Source organism: Pseudomonas migulae NBRC 103157 (assembly GCF_002091715.1).
In the GTDB taxonomy this organism is placed as follows: Bacteria; Pseudomonadota; Gammaproteobacteria; order Pseudomonadales; family Pseudomonadaceae; genus Aquipseudomonas; species Aquipseudomonas migulae_A.
In genome coordinates this window covers 134,801-154,673 of sequence record NZ_BDAG01000009.1, presented here as the reverse complement: position 1 = coordinate 154,673, position 19,873 = coordinate 134,801, and the positions used below count along the sequence as shown (strand labels likewise).

General features: G+C 59.6%; 19 protein-coding genes. 10 read left to right on the top strand and 9 right to left on the bottom strand.

Going from position 1 to position 19,873, the window contains the following annotated elements:
- Nucleotides 1-87: 87 nt before the first annotated feature.
- On the bottom strand, nucleotides 88-1,047 hold the full coding sequence (locus PMI01S_RS09705) for an alpha/beta hydrolase (protein WP_084319587.1): 960 nt from the start codon (nucleotides 1,045-1,047) through the stop codon (nucleotides 88-90).
- Nucleotides 1,048-1,941: a KPN_02809 family neutral zinc metallopeptidase gene (ypfJ, locus tag PMI01S_RS09700; protein WP_084319585.1), complete on the bottom strand. Its 894-nt coding sequence runs from the start codon at nucleotides 1,939-1,941 to the stop codon at nucleotides 1,048-1,050.
- A gap of 253 nt (nucleotides 1,942-2,194) precedes the next feature.
- On the opposite strand from ypfJ, the gene PMI01S_RS09695 reads away from it, so the two are divergent.
- On the top strand, nucleotides 2,195-2,971 hold the full coding sequence (locus PMI01S_RS09695) for an IclR family transcriptional regulator (protein WP_084319583.1): 777 nt from the start codon (nucleotides 2,195-2,197) through the stop codon (nucleotides 2,969-2,971).
- A gap of 129 nt (nucleotides 2,972-3,100) precedes the next feature.
- A complete protein-coding gene (locus tag PMI01S_RS09690; protein ID WP_084319581.1) occupies nucleotides 3,101-3,979 on the top strand; it encodes a DMT family transporter in 879 nt (292 codons plus the stop codon).
- Nucleotides 3,980-4,073: 94 nt separating this feature from the next.
- Here the strand turns inward: PMI01S_RS09690 and PMI01S_RS09685 are convergent, their stop codons facing one another.
- A complete protein-coding gene (locus PMI01S_RS09685) occupies nucleotides 4,074-5,375 on the bottom strand; it encodes an MFS transporter (RefSeq protein ID WP_235864448.1) in 1,302 nt (433 codons plus the stop codon).
- 390 nt (nucleotides 5,376-5,765) lie between these two features.
- Between PMI01S_RS09685 and quiC the strand changes: the two genes are divergently transcribed.
- Both quiC and PMI01S_RS09675 read left to right on the top strand, forming a co-directional pair.
- Nucleotides 5,766-7,667: a 3-dehydroshikimate dehydratase QuiC gene (quiC, locus tag PMI01S_RS09680; protein ID WP_084319577.1), complete on the top strand. Its 1,902-nt coding sequence runs from the start codon at nucleotides 5,766-5,768 to the stop codon at nucleotides 7,665-7,667.
- Nucleotides 7,668-7,769: 102 nt separating this feature from the next.
- Nucleotides 7,770-8,447 (top strand): TetR/AcrR family transcriptional regulator, encoded by a 678-nt coding sequence (locus PMI01S_RS09675; RefSeq protein WP_084319575.1) that lies wholly within the window; start codon nucleotides 7,770-7,772, stop codon nucleotides 8,445-8,447.
- 105 nt (nucleotides 8,448-8,552) lie between these two features.
- Here PMI01S_RS09675 and PMI01S_RS09670 read toward each other — a convergent pair whose 3' ends face one another.
- The 3 genes from PMI01S_RS09670 to PMI01S_RS09660 all read right to left on the bottom strand — a co-directional run bounded on the left by PMI01S_RS09670 (nucleotide 8,553) and on the right by PMI01S_RS09660 (nucleotide 10,972).
- A complete protein-coding gene (locus PMI01S_RS09670) occupies nucleotides 8,553-9,407 on the bottom strand; it encodes a shikimate dehydrogenase (RefSeq protein ID WP_084319621.1) in 855 nt (284 codons plus the stop codon).
- A 5-nt stretch (nucleotides 9,408-9,412) separates the two neighbouring features.
- Nucleotides 9,413-9,853: a type II 3-dehydroquinate dehydratase gene (gene aroQ, locus PMI01S_RS09665; protein WP_084319573.1), complete on the bottom strand. Its 441-nt coding sequence runs from the start codon at nucleotides 9,851-9,853 to the stop codon at nucleotides 9,413-9,415.
- A gap of 207 nt (nucleotides 9,854-10,060) precedes the next feature.
- The gene (locus PMI01S_RS09660; protein WP_084319571.1) at nucleotides 10,061-10,972 is read right to left on the bottom strand and encodes a LysR family transcriptional regulator; all 912 of its coding nucleotides are present in this window, start codon (nucleotides 10,970-10,972) and stop codon (nucleotides 10,061-10,063) included.
- A gap of 215 nt (nucleotides 10,973-11,187) precedes the next feature.
- Here PMI01S_RS09660 and PMI01S_RS09655 point away from each other — a divergent pair, with 215 nt between their 5' ends.
- Nucleotides 11,188-11,616: a DUF4160 domain-containing protein gene (locus PMI01S_RS09655; protein ID WP_084319569.1), complete on the top strand. Its 429-nt coding sequence runs from the start codon at nucleotides 11,188-11,190 to the stop codon at nucleotides 11,614-11,616.
- Entirely contained in the window at nucleotides 11,613-12,059 is a 447-nt protein-coding gene (locus tag PMI01S_RS09650) for a DUF2442 domain-containing protein (RefSeq protein ID WP_084319567.1), read from the top strand. Before PMI01S_RS09655 ends, PMI01S_RS09650 begins: the two co-directional genes overlap by 4 nt.
- A 54-nt stretch (nucleotides 12,060-12,113) precedes the next feature.
- Here PMI01S_RS09650 and trmA read toward each other — a convergent pair whose 3' ends face one another.
- Both trmA and PMI01S_RS09640 read right to left on the bottom strand, forming a co-directional pair.
- Nucleotides 12,114-13,193 (bottom strand): tRNA (uridine(54)-C5)-methyltransferase TrmA, encoded by a 1,080-nt coding sequence (gene trmA, locus PMI01S_RS09645; protein ID WP_084319565.1) that lies wholly within the window; start codon nucleotides 13,191-13,193, stop codon nucleotides 12,114-12,116.
- A complete protein-coding gene (locus PMI01S_RS09640) occupies nucleotides 13,190-14,485 on the bottom strand; it encodes an NCS2 family permease (protein ID WP_084319563.1) in 1,296 nt (431 codons plus the stop codon). Before PMI01S_RS09640 ends, trmA begins: the two co-directional genes overlap by 4 nt.
- A gap of 223 nt (nucleotides 14,486-14,708) precedes the next feature.
- Between PMI01S_RS09640 and PMI01S_RS09635 the strand changes: the two genes are divergently transcribed.
- Together PMI01S_RS09635 and PMI01S_RS09630 are read left to right on the top strand one after the other, a co-directional pair.
- Nucleotides 14,709-15,155 carry a DUF4879 domain-containing protein gene (locus PMI01S_RS09635; protein ID WP_084319561.1) on the top strand — a complete coding sequence of 149 codons (447 nt, stop codon included), beginning with the start codon at nucleotides 14,709-14,711 and terminating at the stop codon, nucleotides 15,153-15,155.
- Between the two features lie 66 nt (nucleotides 15,156-15,221).
- On the top strand, nucleotides 15,222-15,773 hold the full coding sequence (locus tag PMI01S_RS09630) for a DJ-1 family glyoxalase III (protein WP_084319559.1): 552 nt from the start codon (nucleotides 15,222-15,224) through the stop codon (nucleotides 15,771-15,773).
- Here the strand turns inward: PMI01S_RS09630 and PMI01S_RS09625 are convergent.
- A complete protein-coding gene (locus tag PMI01S_RS09625) occupies nucleotides 15,770-17,008 on the bottom strand; it encodes an MFS transporter (RefSeq protein ID WP_084319557.1) in 1,239 nt (412 codons plus the stop codon). The genes PMI01S_RS09630 and PMI01S_RS09625 overlap by 4 nt on opposite strands.
- A 378-nt stretch (nucleotides 17,009-17,386) precedes the next feature.
- Between PMI01S_RS09625 and PMI01S_RS09620 the strand changes: the two genes are divergently transcribed.
- Complete coding sequence (locus PMI01S_RS09620; protein ID WP_084319555.1) at nucleotides 17,387-18,826, top strand: cytochrome ubiquinol oxidase subunit I; 1,440 nt, start codon at nucleotides 17,387-17,389, stop codon at nucleotides 18,824-18,826.
- A gap of 3 nt (nucleotides 18,827-18,829) precedes the next feature.
- Nucleotides 18,830-19,837 (top strand): cytochrome d ubiquinol oxidase subunit II, encoded by a 1,008-nt coding sequence (gene cydB, locus PMI01S_RS09615; RefSeq protein ID WP_084319553.1) that lies wholly within the window; start codon nucleotides 18,830-18,832, stop codon nucleotides 19,835-19,837.
- Nucleotides 19,838-19,873: the final 36 nt, after the last annotated feature.

Here is a 19,873-nt window from a genome sequence, read left to right as displayed (position 1 = left end):
ACATTCGACCCTATTCTTTCTGAAAGAACTCGGTCGAATGTGGGAGCGGGCTTGCTCGCGAAGGGGCACTGCCAGGCAATACAAAACTCACTGACCAAACAAAACCTTCTGCCCCTCAGGCGACGTAAACATCCCATCCCCGTTATGCCCAACCCCGGGTACTTCGATCAGTTGCTGATTCAACTCTTTCGGATGGCTACGCTTTAAAGAATCAAAAAAATTGCGTCCGCGAATCAATCGGTAAGCACCCTGGGCTTGGGCTTCACAGCTTTTATCCAGCGCTGGGTGATTCGGGTCGATGTCCTGCTGCCCCAGTAGATAAACGATGTCACGCTGGACGTACTTTTCCTTCAGCTGCGCGGGTGTTTGTCCTTCGGCATAAGCAGGCAGATTGCTCAGGCCGTACTTCCAGCGATTGAAGTCCGGGCAACGGGCATGACTGAAAGCCACCGGCCGTCGCTCATCGAAATACGCGTAGGAGGACGGGTTGGCGATGACATAGCGCACGTGCACGCCAGCAGCCTTGAGTTCCGGTTGATCGTGACTCAACAAGGCATAGCGCTGAACCACCTGAGCACCACCGGAGTGGCCGGCGATGACGATGTCCTTTACGTCCGGAAACTGTCGACGATCGCCAAGCCGGGCAATGATCTGGTCGAGGGCCGCGTAGGAACTCAGCGCAAACGGAGCGGTGGATAAACCGCCGGCCATCCAGTCATTGCCTTGCCAACGCAACACGGTGTCGGCCACTGGATGGAGTGCCACGTCGGTTTCATTGAGAAATTGTGGAGCGATCACCAGCGTGTTGGCGCTTTGCCCGGCCTGTTCCGCCGCACGCTCGGCGCTCTGGCGATACGTTTCGGCGTTGCGCAACCGTCCATGGAGGATGATCAGCACGCGTTCGATTTTCGCTGGCGCCGGGCCAATGCCCACCGCCATCTCACCTTCGTTCAACAACAGCCGTCCGGCGCTGATTTCCTTGACTGCCTGCTCGGCAGCCTGGGTACTTGCACAGGTGAACAACAGAACCAACAGCCACTTATTCATCTATAGGTTTTTCGCCGCAAAGGTATCGCACTGGCCCACCTGGCCTTGCGCAAATCCGGTTTTGAACCAGCGCACCCTTTGCGCTGACGTGCCATGGGTAAACGAGTCCGGCACCACGCGACCCTGACCTTGCTGCTGCAAGCGGTCGTCGCCGATAGCGTTGGCGGCATTCAAGGCTTCTTCGATGTCGCCCGGTTCCAGCCAGTTCAGGCGCTGCTGCGCGTTGTTGGCCCAGACACCGGCCAGGCAATCCGCTTGCAGTTCCTGGCGTACCAGCAAACCGCCATCGCCTTCCATTTGCCGGCCTTGCTGGCGGGCAGTCTGAATTTTTGCCGAGACACCGAGCAACGTCTGAACATGGTGTCCGACTTCGTGAGCGATCACGTAGGCCTGAGCGAAATCACCCGCAGCGGAAAAGCGTTGTGACATTTCCTGGAAAAAACCCATGTCCAGGTAAACCTTCTGGTCTGCGGGGCAATAGAACGGGCCGGTCGCCGAAGTCGCCAGGCCGCACGCCGAGTTCACCCGGTTGCTGAACAGCACCAGCGTAGGATTCTTATACTGCCGACCGGCCTGCTGAAAAATCTGGCCCCAGGTGTCTTCAGTGTCACCGAGGATCGAGCGTACGAACTCCGCCCCTTCATCATTGGCCGGCGGTGCCTTGCGGGTTTGCGTCGAGGCCGGTGCCGATTGCTCGGTCATTTGGCCGGTCAACTGGCCGAGGATCTGCAACGGGTCCTGGCCGGTGATCCAGCCGATCCCGACAATCAGGATGATGGCCGTCAGGCTCAGGCCCTTGCCGCCACCAAAGCGCATCCCGCCGCCACCACCGCCGACATCATCACCACGGGCATCGACCACGTTGTCGCTGCGTCGGCCTTTTTTCCATAGCATGTGGGAATCCTCTGATTGTCCGTGGGGATGAGTGTTGCTGGTGAGTGAGAGCGGCGCCAGTCCGGTCGTCCGTCTTTCACTCGCTGGCCGGTAGCGTGCAGGCAGTAGGAACATGGATAACCCCTCGAATTCCCTCAGGGGACGGGTTTTTATCAAACAGTCGAGTGTCTGCGTCGCTCGAGCCTCGAGTTCCAGATTTCGCATTACCCGGTTCGTCTTCTAGAATCAGGGCAAATCGAATTCGGAACCTCCCATGGCTGGCAGTCAGATCGAACGTGTCTTCAATGTGCTCGAAAGCCTCACCCGTGACCCTCGCGGTTTGCCCATGCAGCTGCTCGCGGAGCAACTGGACATCCCTAAAAGCGCGACCCACCGTATGCTCGCGGAGCTGATTCGACTGGGTTATGTGCGGCAGAATCCGGAGAATCTGCGGTATCACTTGTCCACCAAACTGGTCGCGATGGGTTTTCGTTACCTGGCGGGTAGCGGCGCCGATATCGTTCAGCCCGTGCTGGATCGTCTGGCCCAGGAAACCGGGGAACTGGTGCGTCTTGGGCTTATCGAAGGTGAGCGGCAGATCTGGATCGCCAAATCCCAGGGCGCCCGTTCGGGGTTGCGTTACGACCCGGACATGGGCCGCGACGCACCGTTGTTTTATACGGCTTCGGGCCATGCGTGGCTGGCTTGCATGAGCGATGCCGAGGCCTTGTCGCTGGTGGAGCGCCAGGGCGGCGACCGGCCAAAGGATCTGGGACCGAACGCTCCGCGGTCCAACATTGAATTGCTGGAACGGCTGCGACTGGCGCGGGAGCAAGGCTACGCCTGGGTCGAGGAGAGTTCGGCAGTGGGCACTTCAGCGATTGCGGCAGTGGTACGGCACCCCACCGACGGGCGAGTAATTGGCGTGCTGAGCATTGCCGGTCCAAGCGCGCGGATGCCGGGAGCGCGACTGCATGAGCTGGCACCACTGCTGTTGAAATTTACCGAGGAATTGTCTGCCGCCAGCCTGGCGTCCGAGTTCTTCAATTAACGGTCATGCAGTCAAGCAGCTCGGCTGAAAATTGTGTGCGCTGTTCGCCCGGTTTTACAGAGTGGCTATGTGAGAATCTGGAACCAGGTTCTAAATTTAGATTGAATTCGCGAGGCACAAGGGCAATCCATGACCGTCAGCACTCCGCTCTCCGGCGTAAACCAACCCTTCAAAGGGATTTTGCTGATCGTCGTCGCCACCTTCCTTTTCTCCAGCCATGACGCCTTGTCGAAATACCTTTCGGGGTTCTACCCGATTGTCATGGTGGTCTGGGCCCGTTATGTGGTTCACACCTTATTGATGGCCGGGATTTTTCTGCCGCAGTCCGGGTTGCGCGTCCTGCGCACTAAACGGCCGATGCTGCAGTTGCTGAGGGCGTTGTGCTTGCTGGGCACCAGTCTGTTTTTCACCACCGGCTTGCAGTACATCCCGTTGGCTGAAGCCACGGCGGTCAACTTTCTCGCTCCGGTTCTGGTGACTGCACTGTCGGTGCCGCTGTTGCGTGAGCGCGTCACCCGTGGCCAATGGATCGCGGTGATTTGCGGCTTTGTCGGCGTGTTGATCATCGTCCACCCCGGCGGCGATCTGTTCACGCCAGCGGTTCTGCTGCCGCTCTGCTCGGCGCTGTTTTTCTGCTTCTATCAATTGCTCACTCGCAAGCTCAGTGAGATCGACAGCCCGACCACCAGCAACTTCTTTGCCGGCCTGTGCAACACCCTGGTGATGAGTGCGCTGGTGCCGTTCTTCTGGCAAGTGCCAAGCGTTGGGCATGGCTTGATGATGGTGGCGCTGGGCGCCTGCGGGATGACGGCGCATCTGTTTCTGACCCAGGCTTTCCGCCACGCAGCCCCGGCGTTGCTGGCGCCGTTCGGCTATTGCCAGATTGTGTTTGCCGGTTTGCTGGGCTGGTTGCTGTTTTCTCACACGCCGACCCTGACCACGATTGTGGGGATCGCGGTGATTTGCTGCAGCGGATTGGCGGCGGCGTGGCAACAGAGTCGCCGGTAGCCGCGGCGAACGAACTGTGGGAGCGAACCTTTGTGGCGAGGGGACAAGTCCCCTCACCATAAAGGTTCGCTCCCACAGGGTATTGCGTCGAACTTTACTCAGTAACGGTCGGAATCTTGCGCGGCGCCATGAAGTACATCCAGATCAGCGCGATGAAGTACATCGCCGGAATCAGGGTGAACAGCACGGTGTAGTTGTTGTTGGTGACCGTCAGGATATGACCGACCAACTGGGTCATGAACATCCCGCCGATGGCCGCGCACATGCCGCCGAAACCGAACACCGTACTCATCATGTGTTTAGGCGTGTAGTCCATCACCAGGCTCCAGATGTTCGCGGTCCAGGCCTGGTGAGCGCCGATGGCCAGGGAGATGGCGAAGACCGCGACCCACAGACTGCTTGAACCGGCCGCCATGATCACGCCGATGATGCAGCAGGCGAACAGGAACATGGACATCAGTCGCGCCTTGATCGGGTTGATTCCGCGACCGATCAGGAACGAGGAAAGAATGCCGCCGCCGACGCTGCCGAAGTCGGCCGTGAGGTAGATGATGATCAGCGGAATACCCATCTGGGTCACGTTGATCCCCAGGTTGTATTGCTGATTGAGGAACGGTGGCAGCCAGTACAGGTAGAACCAGAACACCGGAGCCGTCATCGAGTAGGCGAGGGCGAAGGCCCAGGTGCCGCGCATGCGCAGGATTCGGGAGAACGGTACGCGGGCCTGTTCCGGTTCGACTTCCTTCTGGATGTAGTCCAGCTCCGACTGTTTAACGCTCGGGTGATCTTCCGGGTTGAAGTACTTCAAGCCCCAGAACAGCAACCAGATACCACCCAGTGACGCCATGCACAGGAACGCCGCCTGCCAGCCCCACGCGTGGAGGATCAACGGCAGCAGCATCGGTGTGAACATCGCCCCGACGTTGGTGCCGGCGTTGAAAATGCCGGTCGCCACGGCGCGCTCGCCGGCCGGAAACCACAACCGCGTGGTTTTCACGCAAGCCGGATAGTTGGCGGCTTCGGTCAGCCCGAGGATAAAGCGGCAGACCATGAACCCGACCGCCGAGGTGGCCAGGCCATGGGCACCGGTCGCCAGGCTCCAGAGCAGCACCGCGCAGAAGAACACGCGCTTCACGCCGACCCTGTCGATCAACCGGCCTTGCAGCACGAAACCGATGGCGTAGCCCACCTGAAACCAGAAGTTGATGTTGGCGTAGTCCATCGCCGTCCAGCTCATTTCCTTGGCGAGGATGGGCTGCATGACGCCCAGCGCGGCGCGGTCGATGTAGTTCAGGGTGGTGGCGAAAAACACCAGCGCCAGCATGCCCCAACGGGTTTTGCCGACGGCCATGGCGCCGCGGATCTTGTCGCCGATGCCGCCAGCGGCAGGAGTCATGGAGGAACGCTCCACGGGAGAGCTTTGGGAAGGAGTCATGTAGGCCACCGATTATTTTTATGTGGTGTTCTGAGTCTTGGGTCACCGAGACCGATGTGTGTGACCGGACTCAATGTGGGGTGGATGGTGGGCAGTGGACGAAAAATCGTCAATTCGCCAAGTGTCATAGTGTTCGATAATCGCACGTAAAACTAACCGGATAGTACACTTTGAATTGCTGTGCAGGATCTTGCAGCCAATAATTCACGTCAAGAAAAACGCGGTCCTTGTAGGAGCCGGCTTGCTGGCGATGGCGTCCGCAAGATTGCCATCGCCAGCAAGCCGGCTCCTACATAAATCGTAAGCGTGCCAGGCCCTGAAAAGACAGCCTCCACCACCGGGAGTCGAAATATGCAGCGTTCCATTGCCACCGTGTCCTTGAGCGGTACCCTGCCGGAAAAACTCGAAGCCATTGCCGCCGCCGGTTTCGACGGGGTGGAGATTTTCGAAAACGACCTTCTCTACTATGACGGTAGCCCACGGGAAATCAGGCAGATGTGCGCTGATCTCGGGATCGCCATCACACTGTTCCAGCCGTTCCGGGATTTCGAAGGCTGCCGCCGCGATCGCCTGCCACGCAACCTGGAACGGGCCGAGCGCAAATTCGACCTGATGCAGGAACTGGGCACCGACCTGGTGCTGGTGTGCAGCAACGCTTCGGCCGACGCCATCGGTGATGAACAAATCCTCGTCGACGACTTGCGATTGCTGGCCGAACACGCCGGTGCGCGCGGCCTGCGAATCGGTTACGAAGCGTTGGCCTGGGGGCGGCATGTGAACACCTGGCAACAGGTGTGGAACATCGTTCGACAGGCTGATCATCCGAGCCTGGGTGTGTTGCTGGACAGTTTCCACACGCTGTCGCTAAAGGGCGATCCGAGTGCCATCGCCGACATTCCCGGCGACAAGATTTTCTTCGTGCAAATGGCCGACGCGCCGATCCTGGCCATGGACGTGCTGGAGTGGAGCCGCCATTTCCGCTGTTTTCCGGGCCAGGGCGAATTCGACTTGCCGGGGTTTCTCGCACCGATCATCAAGAGTGGCTACACCGGGCCGTTGTCGCTGGAAATTTTCAACGATGGCTTCCGCGCCGCGCCGCCACGGGCCAACGCCGCCGACGGCTTGCGTTCGTTGCTGTACCTGGAAGAGAAAACCCGCGAACGGCTGGCGCAGGAAAACCAACCAACGGCTTGCGCCGACATTTTGTTCGAGACTCCCGAGGCCAGCGAATACAACGGTATCGAGTTTCTCGAATTCGCCGTGGACGAAAGCCTCGGCGCCAAGCTTTCTCACTGGCTGGAGCGACTGGGTTTCGTCAAGGCCGGCCAGCACCGCTCCAAAAGCGTGAGCCTGATGCGTCAGGGCGACATCAACCTGATCCTCAATTCCGAGCCGTACTCGTTCGGTCACAGTTTCTTCGAGGCACACGGCCCGTCGCTGTGCGCCACCGCCGTGCGGGTCAAGGACAGCGCAAGCGCGCTCGCCCGGGCGGTGGCTTACAAAGGTCAGCCGTATCGCGGACTGGTCGGCCCCAATGAGCTGGAACTGGCGGCGGTACGTGCGCCGGATGGCAGCCTGATTTATCTGGTGGACCAGAACGCCGACGTCTATGGCACCGACTTCAATCTGCAACCGGCCGCCGTGGCCAGCGGTGGCCTCAAGCGCATCGACCACATGGCCATGGCGTTGCCGGCCGACAGCCTCGACAGTTGGGTGCTGTTCTACAAGAGCCTGCTGGATTTCGAAGCCGACGACGAAGTGGTGCTGCCGGACCCCTACGGTCTGGTGAAGAGTCGGGCGCTGCGCAGTCGCGACAGTTCGATCCGCTTGCCGCTGAACATTTCCGAAAACCGCAACACCGCGATCTCACACGCACTGTCGAGTTATCGCGGTTCTGGCGTGCATCACATTGCGTTTGATTGCGACGATATCTTTGCCGAAGTCAGTCGCGCCAAGCAGGCGGGCGTACCGTTGCTGGATATCCCGCTCAATTATTACGACGACCTGGCTGCGCGGTTCGATTTTGATGATGAATTCCTCAGTGAACTCGCCTATTACAACGTGCTCTACGACCGTGATGCCCAGGGTGGCGAGCTGTTCCACGTTTACACGGAGCCGTTCGAAGGGCGGTTTTTCTTTGAAATCATCCAGCGCAAGAATGGCTACGCCGGTTATGGCGCGGCCAACGTGGCGGTGCGACTGGCGGCCATGGCCAAATCCCGCAGCGGTGCCCTGCGCCAGGCCAAGTTGTAGCAATTTCGTAAACGCGAGGTTAAACCGCTGCCGCGCGGCTTCCTTCACTGTGCGGCGCGGCTCATAATCGCCAGCCTGTGCAGTGATGGCCGTGAGCCCGCAATGACAATAACCTCAGAACTCTCCGTAGCGCCCGACGAACCCATGGCCGAGCCCCGCAAGAGTCGCAAGAACAACCCGGAAAAGACCCGCGAGAACATTCTGCAAGAAGCCATTGTAGAGTTCGTCCAGCAGGGACTTTCCGGTGCTCGCGTCGATGCGATCGCCGAGCGCATTCACACCTCCAAACGCATGATCTATTACTACTTCGGCAGTAAGGAACAGCTCTACATCGAGGTGCTGGAGAAACTCTACGGCGATATCCGCAACACCGAAAACCGCCTGCACCTGGCCGAACTGGCGCCCGTGGAGGCGATTCGGCGGCTGGTGGAGTTCACCTTCGATCACCATGATCGCAATGTCGATTTCGTGCGCATCGTCAGCATCGAGAACATTCACAACGCGGAATTCGTGAAGCGTTCCGATGCGATCAAGGCGATGAACAACACCATTCTCGATTCACTGGGTGTGATTTTGCGTCGCGGGGCTGAAGAGGGTGTGTTCCGGGCGGGGCTTGATCCTTTGGATGTGCATCTGCTGATCAGCTCGTTCTGTTTCTATCGCGTGTCGAACCGCCATACGTTCGGTGAGATTTTTCAGATCGACTTGCCGGACGAAAGCATCAAGCGGCGTCATCGGGAGATGATTTGCGAGTCGGTGTTGCGATACCTGCAGGACTGATTGCGGTGTGTGCTGGCTTTGTAGGAGCCGGCTTGCTGGCGATAGCGCCTTTGAGATCGCCATCGCCAGCAAGCCGGCTCCTACAGGTCCGAGTTCATTTCAACCTCAACCATTCATGCTCTGAAAATGCGCCAGCATCCGCTGCGCATCCGGCACCACGCCGCTGAACAATTCAAACGCCTTCACCGCCTGAAACACCGCCATGTTGCCGCCATCCAGCGTCCGGCAACCCAAGGCGCGGGCGTTGCGCAGCAGTTCGGTTTCCAGCGGAAAGTAAACGATCTCCGCCACCCACAACTGTTTGCGAAGCAACTCCACCGGCACCGGCATGCCAGGCAGTTTTTTCATGCCCATGGGGGTGGTGTTGACCAGTCCGTCGGCCTGAGCCAGCGTGCTCGGCAGATCATGACCCGCCACCGCTCGGCCAGCGCCAAAATGCTGATTAAGGTTGTTTGCCAGCGCCTGAGCGCGACTATTGTCCACATCGAAAATGCTCAGCAGTCGTACGCCTTCGCTCAATAACGCGTGGGCCACCGCCGCGCCGGCCCCTCCTGCGCCCATCTGGACGACACGCTCAACGGCAACGCCCTGCAGACCACGCCGAAAACCTTCGGCAAAGCCCAGGCAATCGGTGTTGTGGCCGATGCGTTTGCCGTCCTTCAACACCACCGTGTTCACCGCACCGATGCCGCGGGCTTCCGGTGACAATTCGTCGAGCAGCGGGATGATCGTCTGCTTGCACGGAAAGGTGATGTTCAGGCCGGTGAAATTCATCTGCTCGGCCGCCATCAGCAAGTCGGGCAGGGCATTGCTGTCGAGTTTGAGCTGGTCGAGGTCAATCAGGCGGTAGAGATAACGCAAACCCTGGGCATCGCCCTCATGCTCATGCAGTGCGGGAGTACGGGACGCCTGAATGCCGGCACCGATCAGACCGGCCAGTACAGCGTTGTTCTGAGTCACGGCGTTCACCCCTTCAAGCGCAGGCTGAAATGTTCAAGTGCCAGGCGATAGCCGTGGCTGCCGAAACCGGCCATCACCGCGGTGGCAATGGCCGACACGAAGGAGTGGTGGCGAAAGGGTTCGCGGGCGTGGACGTTGGACAGGTGGACTTCGATGACCGGCAGTTCGCTGGCGACCAGGGCGTCGCGAATGGCGACGGAGGTGTGGGTCCAGGCGGCCGGGTTGATGACGATCCCGGCGCAACGGCCGCGGGCGGCGTGAATCCAGTCGAGCAATTCGCCTTCATGGTTGGTCTGGCGAAACTCTACTGCCAGGCCGAATTCTTCGGCGGCACGGCCGCACAACGCTGAGATGTCTGCCAGGGTTTCGTGACCGTAAGTCGCCGGTTCACGGGTGCCCAGCAAGTTCAGGTTCGGGCCGTTGAGCACCAGAACGATAGGGTTCATCGGGGTCTCTCCACTTTTTATTTTTGGCATTGGCTGAAGTTCAGCCTGTGGAGATAAAATGTACCAGATGGTTAATATGGTCAATTGAAGCGGCGGCGAACCGGACATTTGTGTGCGGTGATCGGACAATTACAAAGTTTGCAGCCTTTTGCAGTTCCTACAGGAAAACGCGTTCCCACTGTAGGAGCTGCCAAAGGCTGCGATCTTTTAGCGCGGCAAATGCTCAACCAGAAAATCGATAAACGCCCTTAGCCGAAGCGGCATGTGACGACTTTGTGGATAGAGCAGGGTGAACGGCCGCGAGCGTCCACCATAAGGTTTGAGGAGCTCCACCAGCGAGCCATTGGCCAGTTCGCTTTCAACGATAAAACGATAGGTCTGGAACAAACCCGCCCCATGTTTGGCCAGCGTCACGCCGCCCAGAACATCATCGGAACAACTGAAATTGCCCTCGGCCTGAATCTCGCGTTGCTCGCCATGGTCGTTGAACAACCAGGCAATTCGCCGACCGCTGCTGGGCAATTCGTACTGGATGCATTCGTGCTGTTTGAGATCGTCCAGGGTTTGCGGAGTGCCCGCGCGCTTCAGGTAATCAGGGCTGGCAATCATCACCAGTTCCGCGTCCTCAAGCTGGCGGGCGATCAGCCCGGAATCCGGAATCGCCCTTACGCGAATGGCCAGGTCATAGCCTTCACCGACGAAATCAATGTTGCGATTGCTGATGTGCGACTCGACTTTCACCTGCGGAAAGCGCTCCCGAAACGCCGGTAGCAGCGGCAGGATCCGGTGATGCGCATACGTTGTGGGAATGCTGATGCGCAAGGTGCCGGAAGGCTCCTGCTGCTGGCCCATCACTTCGCGTTGGGCCTCGACCAATTGCGCCAGCGCCTGACGGCATTCTTCGTAATACCGGCGCCCGCTGTCAGTCAGTTTGACGCTGCGCGTGGTGCGCGCGAACAACCGCACGCCCAGGCGTTCTTCCATGCGCGACACCGAACGGCTCACCGCTGCGGGCGTTACGCCTGCCACCAGCGCTGCGGCGGTAAAGCTGCCTGCTTCAGCGGCGAGGCAAAACAGCTCAATGCTGCCGAGCTGAAGATCGTCGAATGTTCGCTGCATGATTGATTACACCGGGGATCAAATGAAGGGCCTGACGCAGTGTTTATCAAATTGGTGAAAGGATTGCTTACCATTTTTGCCCCTGATTGCCGAGCCAGGGTAGGCCTGGGACGCTAGCCTCAAGTTCCGGGAACTGAATGAAGGTCAGCACCGGTTATCGGATTGTTCAAGGAATGGCGAGTCATGAGACTCAATAACCTAACGGATGGGTTAGTATGAAATTGTTCAGCTACAAAGGGCTTTCAGTCGTGATCATGCTGCGTGATGAGCACTGTCCGCCGCACGCGCATGTGGACGCCGGAGCCTGGAGCGCACGCTTCAAATTCAGCTTTTGGCACAACGGTGTCGAGCTGTGGGATGTGGCTCCTCATTCCAACCGGCCACCAATCGCCGTGCTGGAAGGCCTGCGTCACGCACTCAGGCAACCCGCCCACTTGCGTCGCGCTCGAACGATCTGGTGGGAAAGGCTGAACACGGTCTGCCTCGATCATCAGATATGGGACTGGCGGACCAGCGAAGTCCTGGTGGTGAAAAGGATTGCGAGTACGACTGACATGATTTGCTCGGCTTGCTATGAGCCCGAGACGAACAAGACCTTGCTGGCGCTGTTTGGCGCTTCGGAGGGCGTGGAGATAAAACTATGAAAACGATAGAGGCAGGGATACTGGCCGACCGGCCCGTGAGTGAGGCCGTGCTGGATGACGCCATCCGGCGAGGGCAAGTGCGCCACAAAAACGGTTTGCAGGCGACGGGCGTGACCTTTTTGGAACCGTGTCTGGCCGTCAGTTTCATTGATGGCAGTGGTGTGCTGCTGCCGGTTCAGCACTATCCGGAATTCGATGGTTTCGAGGTCGAGGATTTCGCGGACCTGAAAGTCGGCTTTTCTGGAACCGCCCTTTGCCATGAGGGCAAGGATTTGCATGTGTCCATCGCCGGGATGATTTCTGCGAGCAAGCCGCTGATGGACATGGCCGCCTCGGTCATCGCTTCGCGCAATGGTCGCCAAAGCAGCGCTGCCAAGGCTGAGGCAGCGCGGGCCAATGGTCGCAAGGGTGGGCGTCCGCGCAAGCCGGATGTCCCCGTTTGAGCACGCACAAAAAAGCCGTCGTTTTGACGGCTGTTTTGTATCGGGCGAATGCAATCAGCGCCGGGTCAACAACACCCCGGATTCCATGTGGTGGGTCCACGGGAACTGGTCGAACATCGCGCATTGAGTAATGCGGTGGGTGTCGTGCAGTTGGGCGATGTTGGCCGCCAGGGTTTCCGGGTTGCAGGAAATGTAAAGGATATTGTCGAAACGCCGGGTCAGCTCGCAGGTGTCCGGGTCCATGCCGGCGCGAGGCGGGTCGACGAAGACGCTACCGAACTCATAGCTCTTGAGGTCGATACCGTGCAGGCGCCGGAACGGGCGGACTTCGTTCAGGGCTTCGGTCAACTCCTCGGCGGACAAACGCACCAGCGTGACGTTATCCACTGCGTTTTCGCTGAGGTTGCTCAGCGCCGCGTTGACCGAGGTCTTGCTGATCTCGGTGGCCAGCACTTTACGCACGCGGGTCGCGAGCGGCAGCGTGAAGTTACCGTTGCCGCAATACAGCTCCAGCAAATCGTCCGGGCGATCACCGAGGGCGTCGTAAGCCCAGTTGAGCATCTTCTGGTTCACGGTGCCGTTCGGCTGGGTGAACGCGCCTTCGGGCTGGCGATAGCTGAAGGTGCGGCCACCGACGTCCAGTTTCTCGACCACGTAATCATGGCCGATCACTTCGCGTTTGCCTTTCGAGCGGCCGATCACGCTGACGTTCAGGTCTGCCGCCAGCTTCGACGCCGCCGCATGCCAGTGTTCATCCAGCGGGCGGTGATAGCACAGGGTAATCATCGCATCGCCGGCCAGGGTGGTCAGGAACTCCACCTGAAACAGTTTGTGGCTCAGGGCCGCACTGGCTTTCCACGCGGCCTTGAGCTGTGGCATCAACTCGTTGATGCGCAGGCTGGCAATCGGAAACTCGTCGATCAGGATCGGCGTGCGTTTGTCTTCCTGGGAAAACATCGCGTAGTGACGTTCGCCGGCTTCACGCCAGAGGCGGAATTCGGCACGCAGGCGGAAGTTTTTCAGCGGCGAATCGAACACGGCTGGCTCAGGTGCATCGAACGGGGCCAGCAGGTCGCGCAGGCGAGAAACCTTTTCTTCGAGCTGAACGGTGTAAGCCTGGGAATCAAAAGTCATGCGTTGAACCAACCCAACTTGATCACGAACAGAATCGACAGAATCACCAGTGCCGGGTTCAGCTCACGGCCGCGACCGGACAGCAACTTGATTGCGGTCCAGGAAATGAAACCGAAGGCGATGCCGTTGGCGATGGAATAAGTGAACGGCATGGCCAGCGCTGTGACCACGACCGGTGCGGCAACGGTGATGTCGTCCCAGTCTATTTCGGCCAGGCCGGAAGTCATCAGTACCGCGACGAACAGCAGTGCCGGTGCCGTGGCGAACGCCGGAACGCTGGCGGCCAACGGCGAGAAGAACAGTGCCAGCAGGAACAGAAACGCCACCACAATGGCCGTCAGACCGGTGCGGCCACCGGCACTCACGCCGGCTGCGGATTCGATGTAGCTGGTGGTCGTCGAAGTACCCAGCAACGAACCCGCCATCGCCGCGGTGCTGTCGGCGATCAGGGCGCGCCCCATTTTCGGCATGTGGCCGTCCTTGCCCATCAGGCCGGCGCGCTTGGCGACACCAATCAGGGTGCCGGAGTTGTCGAACAGGTCGACGAACAGGAAGGCGAAGATCACGCTGACCAGACCGATGTCCAGTGCACCCTTGATGTCCAGTTGCAGGAAGGTCGGCGCCAGCGATGGCGGCATCGACATCACGCCGCCGAACGGGGTGAAACCCAGGGCAATCGACGCGATGGTCACGACCAGAATCCCGATCAGCACCGCACCGCGCACGGCCAGAGCCTCGAGGGCAACGATCAGTGCAAAACCAAGCGTTGCGAGGATCGGTGCCGGTTGTTTCAGGTCACCGAGGCCGACCATGGTCGCCGGATTGCTGACCACGATGCCGGCGTTGTGCAGGGCAATCAGCGCCAGGAACAGGCCGATACCGGCGGCAATCGCCGAACGCAGCGGCAGCGGGATACTGTTGATGATCCATTCCCGAATGCGGAAGATCGACAACAGGAAGAAGCACACGGCCGAGATGAACACCGCCCCCAGCGCCACTTGCCAGGTATGGCCCATGTGCAGGACCACGGTGTAGGTGAAGAACGCGTTCAGGCCCATGCCCGGTGCGAGGGCGATCGGATAGTTGGCGATCAGGCCCATGGTCGTGGAGCCGATGGCGGCTGCCAGGCAGGTCGCGACAAACACTGCGCCCTTGTCCATGCCGGTCTCGCCGAGGATGCTCGGGTTGACGAACAGAATGTAGGCCATGGCCAGGAAGGTCGTGACGCCCGCAAGAATCTCGGTCCGCACGTTGGTGTTGTGTGCCTTGAGTTGAAACAGCCTTTCCAGCATGTCTGCTCCCCGTGGCGCGCCCGGCGCCGTGAATGTATCGACCTCAACAGCAAAGCACAGACCGCTGCAGGCGCCTGGTAATTTTCTGTGGGTCGGAAAAAGCCGCGCATCATACCAGCCACGTGGGGTTGTGGCTGCTTATGGTGGTGATCGTCGTCGATGTTTTGCGTTAAAGCCAAGTGCGCCATACTGCGCGCTGGTTTTTGGGGGACATGGGGATTGCATGAAAAAGCGTCTGGTTACCGTATTTGGAGCATTGATTGCCTTGTTGCCGGGGGCGCAAACCGCTTCGGCGGCCTCGGCGGCGCCGTTGAGCCAGGTCAAGGTGCTCAAGGTCGAATCGCCGGCCTGTGGGTTTGAAGACATCGGCGAAGGGCAGGAGAAGACACGCTGCGATCACAGCGGGCCGAACATCAAAATCTACGTGCTGGAAGTCGGCTACGGCCGCAAGGCGCAAGTCGGGCTGGACGGTTTTGACGTGAACGGCACCCGGACCCCTGTGTGTGCGTTCGATAACGGCAACCTGACCGATTGCACCGTCGGCAGAAAAACGGTCGGCTACCTGTATGTCTTCGATCTGGCCGGCAAGCAGGAAGGCACCTTCACCTTCAGCAACACGTCCATCAACGCGCCGGGCAACACAATGTCGACACAGCTTTACATCAAGTAACGGCCGGTTCGAACAAGGGTCAGGAAAGCTGACTACGCTTTAAAGATCATCCTGTGGACCGCGCCCATGACCTTTAGAGCTCTGATTACCCTCGCCGAGGGCATCGATGACCTGCAAACAGTAACGCTGATCGATGTACTGCGCCGCGCCAAGGTCGAAGTGGTGGTGGCCAGCATCGAGGGGCGGCGCATGCTCACCTGTGCCCGCGGTACCCGAGTGACGGCCGATGCGATGCTGGTGGATTTGCTGGCCCAGCCGTTTGACTTGATCGCACTGCCCGGTGGTGCAGTCGGTGCTCAGCATCTGGCTGCCCATCAACCCTTGCAGCAATTGATCAAGGATCAGGCGGCGGCAGGTCGTCTGTTCGCCGCCATCGCCGAAGCCCCGGCCGTGGCCCTGCAAGCCTTTGGCGTCCTGCGACAGCGGCGGATGACCTGCCTGCCTTCGGCGAGTCATCAGCTGTCGGGCTGCAACTTTGTCGATCAACCGGTGGTGGTCGATGGAAACTGCATTACCGCTCAAGGTTCCGGGGGCGCTTTGGCGTTTGCCCTGACGCTGGTGGAACAACTGTGCGGCAAGGCGACCCGGGCGACGGTGGCGGGGGAGCTGGTCGTTTAAACCCTGGCCTCCTCAGCCGGCACATGCATGCGATCACGGTTGGCCAGTGTGGGGAATAGCTTGATCCACACCCCGGTCACCACCAGCGTGCCGATGCCGCCCATGACCACCGCCGGCACGGTGCCAAACCAGTGGGCGGTGAGGCCGGATTCGAACTCGCCCAACTGATTCGAAGCGCCGATGAACAGACCGTTCACAGCGCTGACCCGGCCACGCATTTCATCCGGTGTTTCCAGCTGAACGAAGGACGCGCGGATCACCATGCTGATCATGTCTGCCGCGCCCAACACCACCAGCACGGCCAGTGAGAACCAGAACGAAGTCGAAAGACCGAACGCGATGGTCGCGACGCCAAACACACCGACAGCGGTAAACATCACCCGACCGACCTTGCGATCCACCGAGAAACGCGCCAGCCAAAGCGACATCAGCAACGCACCGACTGCTGGAGCGGAGCGCAGCAGACCCAATCCCCATGGCCCGGTCAGCAGGATGTCCTTGGCGAACACCGGCAGCAACGCCGTCGCGCCCCCCAACAGGACGGCAAACAGATCGAGGGAAATCGCGCCGAGAATATCCGGACGACTGCGAATGAAGCGGACACCTGCCAGCAGCGAATCCAGGGTCGCCTTGCCTTTGTTCAGGGGCGTTTGCCGGGCGGGCAGGTTGAGCATCAACAGGCAGGCGATCACATAAAGGATCACGGTCGGCCCGTAGACCCAGACGCTGCCGAAGGCATACAGCAAACCACCGAGGGCCGGGGCGACGATGGTTGCCGATTGTTGCGCCGACTGTGCAGCGGCGACGGCGCGGGGGAACAGCGCAGCGGGAACGATGCTTGGTAGCAGCGCCTGGGTGGTCGGCATCTCGAAGGAGCGAGCGGCGCCGAGCAGAAACGCCAGGACGAAGATCATTTCCCGGGTAACGTGGCCGGTGGCACCGCCAATCGCCAGTGTCAGCGCAATCAACGCCTGCAGTGACTGACAGATGGCCGCGACTTTGCGGCGATCATAGCGATCGGCGACATGCCCGGTGTGCAACATGAACAGCACCCGCGGGGCAAATTCCACCAGGCCGACCAGGCCCAGGTCCAGCACGTTGCCGGTCAGTTGATAGAGATTCCAGCCGATGGCGACAGTGAGCATCTGAAAGCCGCTGGCGGTAAACACCCGAGCCAGCCAGAACGCGATGAAAGGGCGGTGATGACGTAACAGCAAGGGCGCTTGGCTGGGCATCTGAGGCGGATCTTGAGCGAGGGGAGGTCCGAGATTATCACCAACCTGTAACTAGAAGTTGCAGGTCTGGCAAATTTAGATAGCTAGACACCGATCCTGCAGGAAATGTGTTGCGACTGATTGCCAGGGCTATGAGGCAACCTGTCACGCGGCAAAAGACCACACCGTCCATCCCCCAAAACCGGACTACTCTTTCAGCCATGCTTGATCCAGATCAAAACCTTTCTGGAATTGATCCGGCGGCCAGATGGCCAGATTCCCTACGTGTGATGTTGGTAAAAAGAAGAACGAATTCAAATTCGCCACACTCCATATCCGTGGGGGCAGTGGGTGCAGGCCGCAAGCCTTCAGCCGGTATTACCTGACAGAGGAAGACTTATGTTCGGTTTGGAGGCGCTTGATCTCGCCCGAATTCAGTTCGCGTTCACCATCTCGTTCCACATCCTGTTCCCGGCCATCACCATCGGTCTGGCGAGTTACCTGGCGGTACTCGAAGGCTTGTGGCTGAAAACCCATAACGATACCTACCGCGACCTGTACCACTTCTGGTCGAAGATCTTTGCCGTCAACTTCGGCATGGGCGTGGTCTCCGGGCTGGTCATGGCCTATCAGTTCGGCACCAACTGGAGCCGATTCTCGGATTTCGCCGGTTCCGTGACCGGGCCGTTGCTGACGTACGAAGTGTTGACGGCCTTCTTCCTCGAAGCCGGGTTCCTTGGGGTCATGCTGTTCGGCTGGAACAAGGTCGGGCGCAACCTGCACTTTTTCGCCACGGTCATGGTCGCCATCGGCACGTTGATCTCGACGTTCTGGATTCTCGCTTCCAATAGTTGGATGCAGACCCCTCAAGGCTACGAAATCATCAACGGCCAGGTCATTCCAACCGACTGGCTGGCGGTGATCTTCAATCCTTCGTTCCCGTACCGCCTCATGCACATGGCAACGGCTGCGTTCGTGGCGACGGCGTTCTTCGTCGGTTCTTCGGCGGCCTGGCATTTGCTACGCGGCAAGGACAACCCGGCGATCCGCACCATGCTCTCGATGGCCATGTGGATGGCCCTGATCGTGGCGCCGATCCAGGCGGTCATCGGTGACTTCCACGGCCTCAACACGTTGAAGCACCAACCGGCGAAAATCGCGGCGATCGAAGGTCACTGGGAAAACCACGGCGATGAACCGACTCCGCTGATCCTGTTCGGCTGGCCGGACATGAAAGCCGAGAAGACCAGATTTGCCGTTGAAATCCCGTACCTGGGCAGCCTGATCCTCACGCACTCCCTGGACAAACAGGTGCCGGCGCTCAAGGAGTTCCCGCCTGAAGACCGGCCTAATTCGACCATCGTTTTCTGGTCGTTCCGGATCATGGTCGGTCTGGGCATGCTGATGATCTTCACCGGTTTGTGGAGCCTGTGGCTGCGCAAGCGCGACAAGCTGTACACCTCGCGACCGTTCCTCTATCTGGCGTTGTGGATGGGCCCGTCCGGCCTGATCGCGATCCTCGCCGGTTGGTTTACCACTGAAATCGGCCGCCAGCCGTGGGTGGTCTACGGTTTGATGCGCACGGCAGACGCGTCGTCCAATCACAGTTTCATGCAGATGAGCATCACGCTGGTCCTGTTCGTCGTGGTCTATTTCGCGCTGTTCGGGGCCGGCCTGGGGTACATGATGCGTCTGGTGCGCAAAGGGCCGAAGATCGACGAAGGCGCGGAAACGCCCGATGGCGGTCCAGGCAAGAAACGTACGCCGGCTCGTCCGCTGTCCGCCGCCGACGATCCCGCCGACGCCGACCACGACCCCAGCCTGCAAAAGGAGATTTGAATCATGGGTATTGATCTTCCGCTGATCTGGGCCGTGATCATCATCTTCGGCATCATGATGTACGTGGTCATGGACGGTTTCGACCTGGGGATCGGGATTCTCTTTCCATTCATCCCGGGCAAGACCGACCGTGACGTGATGATGAACACCGTCGCACCGGTGTGGGACGGCAATGAAACCTGGCTGGTCCTGGGGGGCGCGGCGTTGTTCGGCGCCTTTCCGCTGGCGTACTCGGTGGTGCTCTCGGCGCTTTACCTGCCGCTGATTTTCATGTTGATCGGGCTTATCTTCCGCGGTGTGGCGTTCGAGTTCCGCTTCAAGGCCAAGGACGACAAACGCCACCTCTGGGATAAAGCGTTCATCGGTGGTTCGATCGCCGCGACGTTCTTCCAGGGTGTGGCTCTGGGGGCGTTCATTGATGGATTGCCGGTGGTCAACCGTCAGTTCGCCGGCGGTTCACTGGACTGGTTGACGCCATTTACGATGTTCTGCGGTCTCGCACTGGTGGTGGCTTATGCGCTGCTGGGTTGCACCTGGCTGATCATGAAAACCGAAGGCAAGTTGCAGCAACAGATGCATGACCTGGCGCGGCCGCTGGCCTTCGTGGTGTTGGCAGTGATCGGCATCGTCAGCATCTGGACCCCGCTGGCCCATGCCGAGATTGCCGCTCGCTGGTTCACGCTGCCGAATCTGTTCTGGTTCCTGCCGGTGCCGATTCTGGTGCTGGTGACCATGTACGGTCTGATCCGCGCCGTGGCCCGCAATGCGCATTACACGCCATTCCTGCTGACGCTGGTGCTGATCTTCCTCGGCTACAGCGGTCTGGGCATCAGCCTTTGGCCGAATATCGTGCCGCCGTCGATCTCGATCTGGGACGCCGCCGCGCCGCCGCAGAGTCAGGGTTTCATGCTGGTGGGGACGTTGTTCATCATCCCGTTTATCCTGGGTTACACCTTTTGGAGCTACTACGTGTTCCGCGGCAAGGTTACCCACGAAGATGGCTACCACTAGCGCACACCGCAATGGCGCAGGGTTGAAACCTGCGCC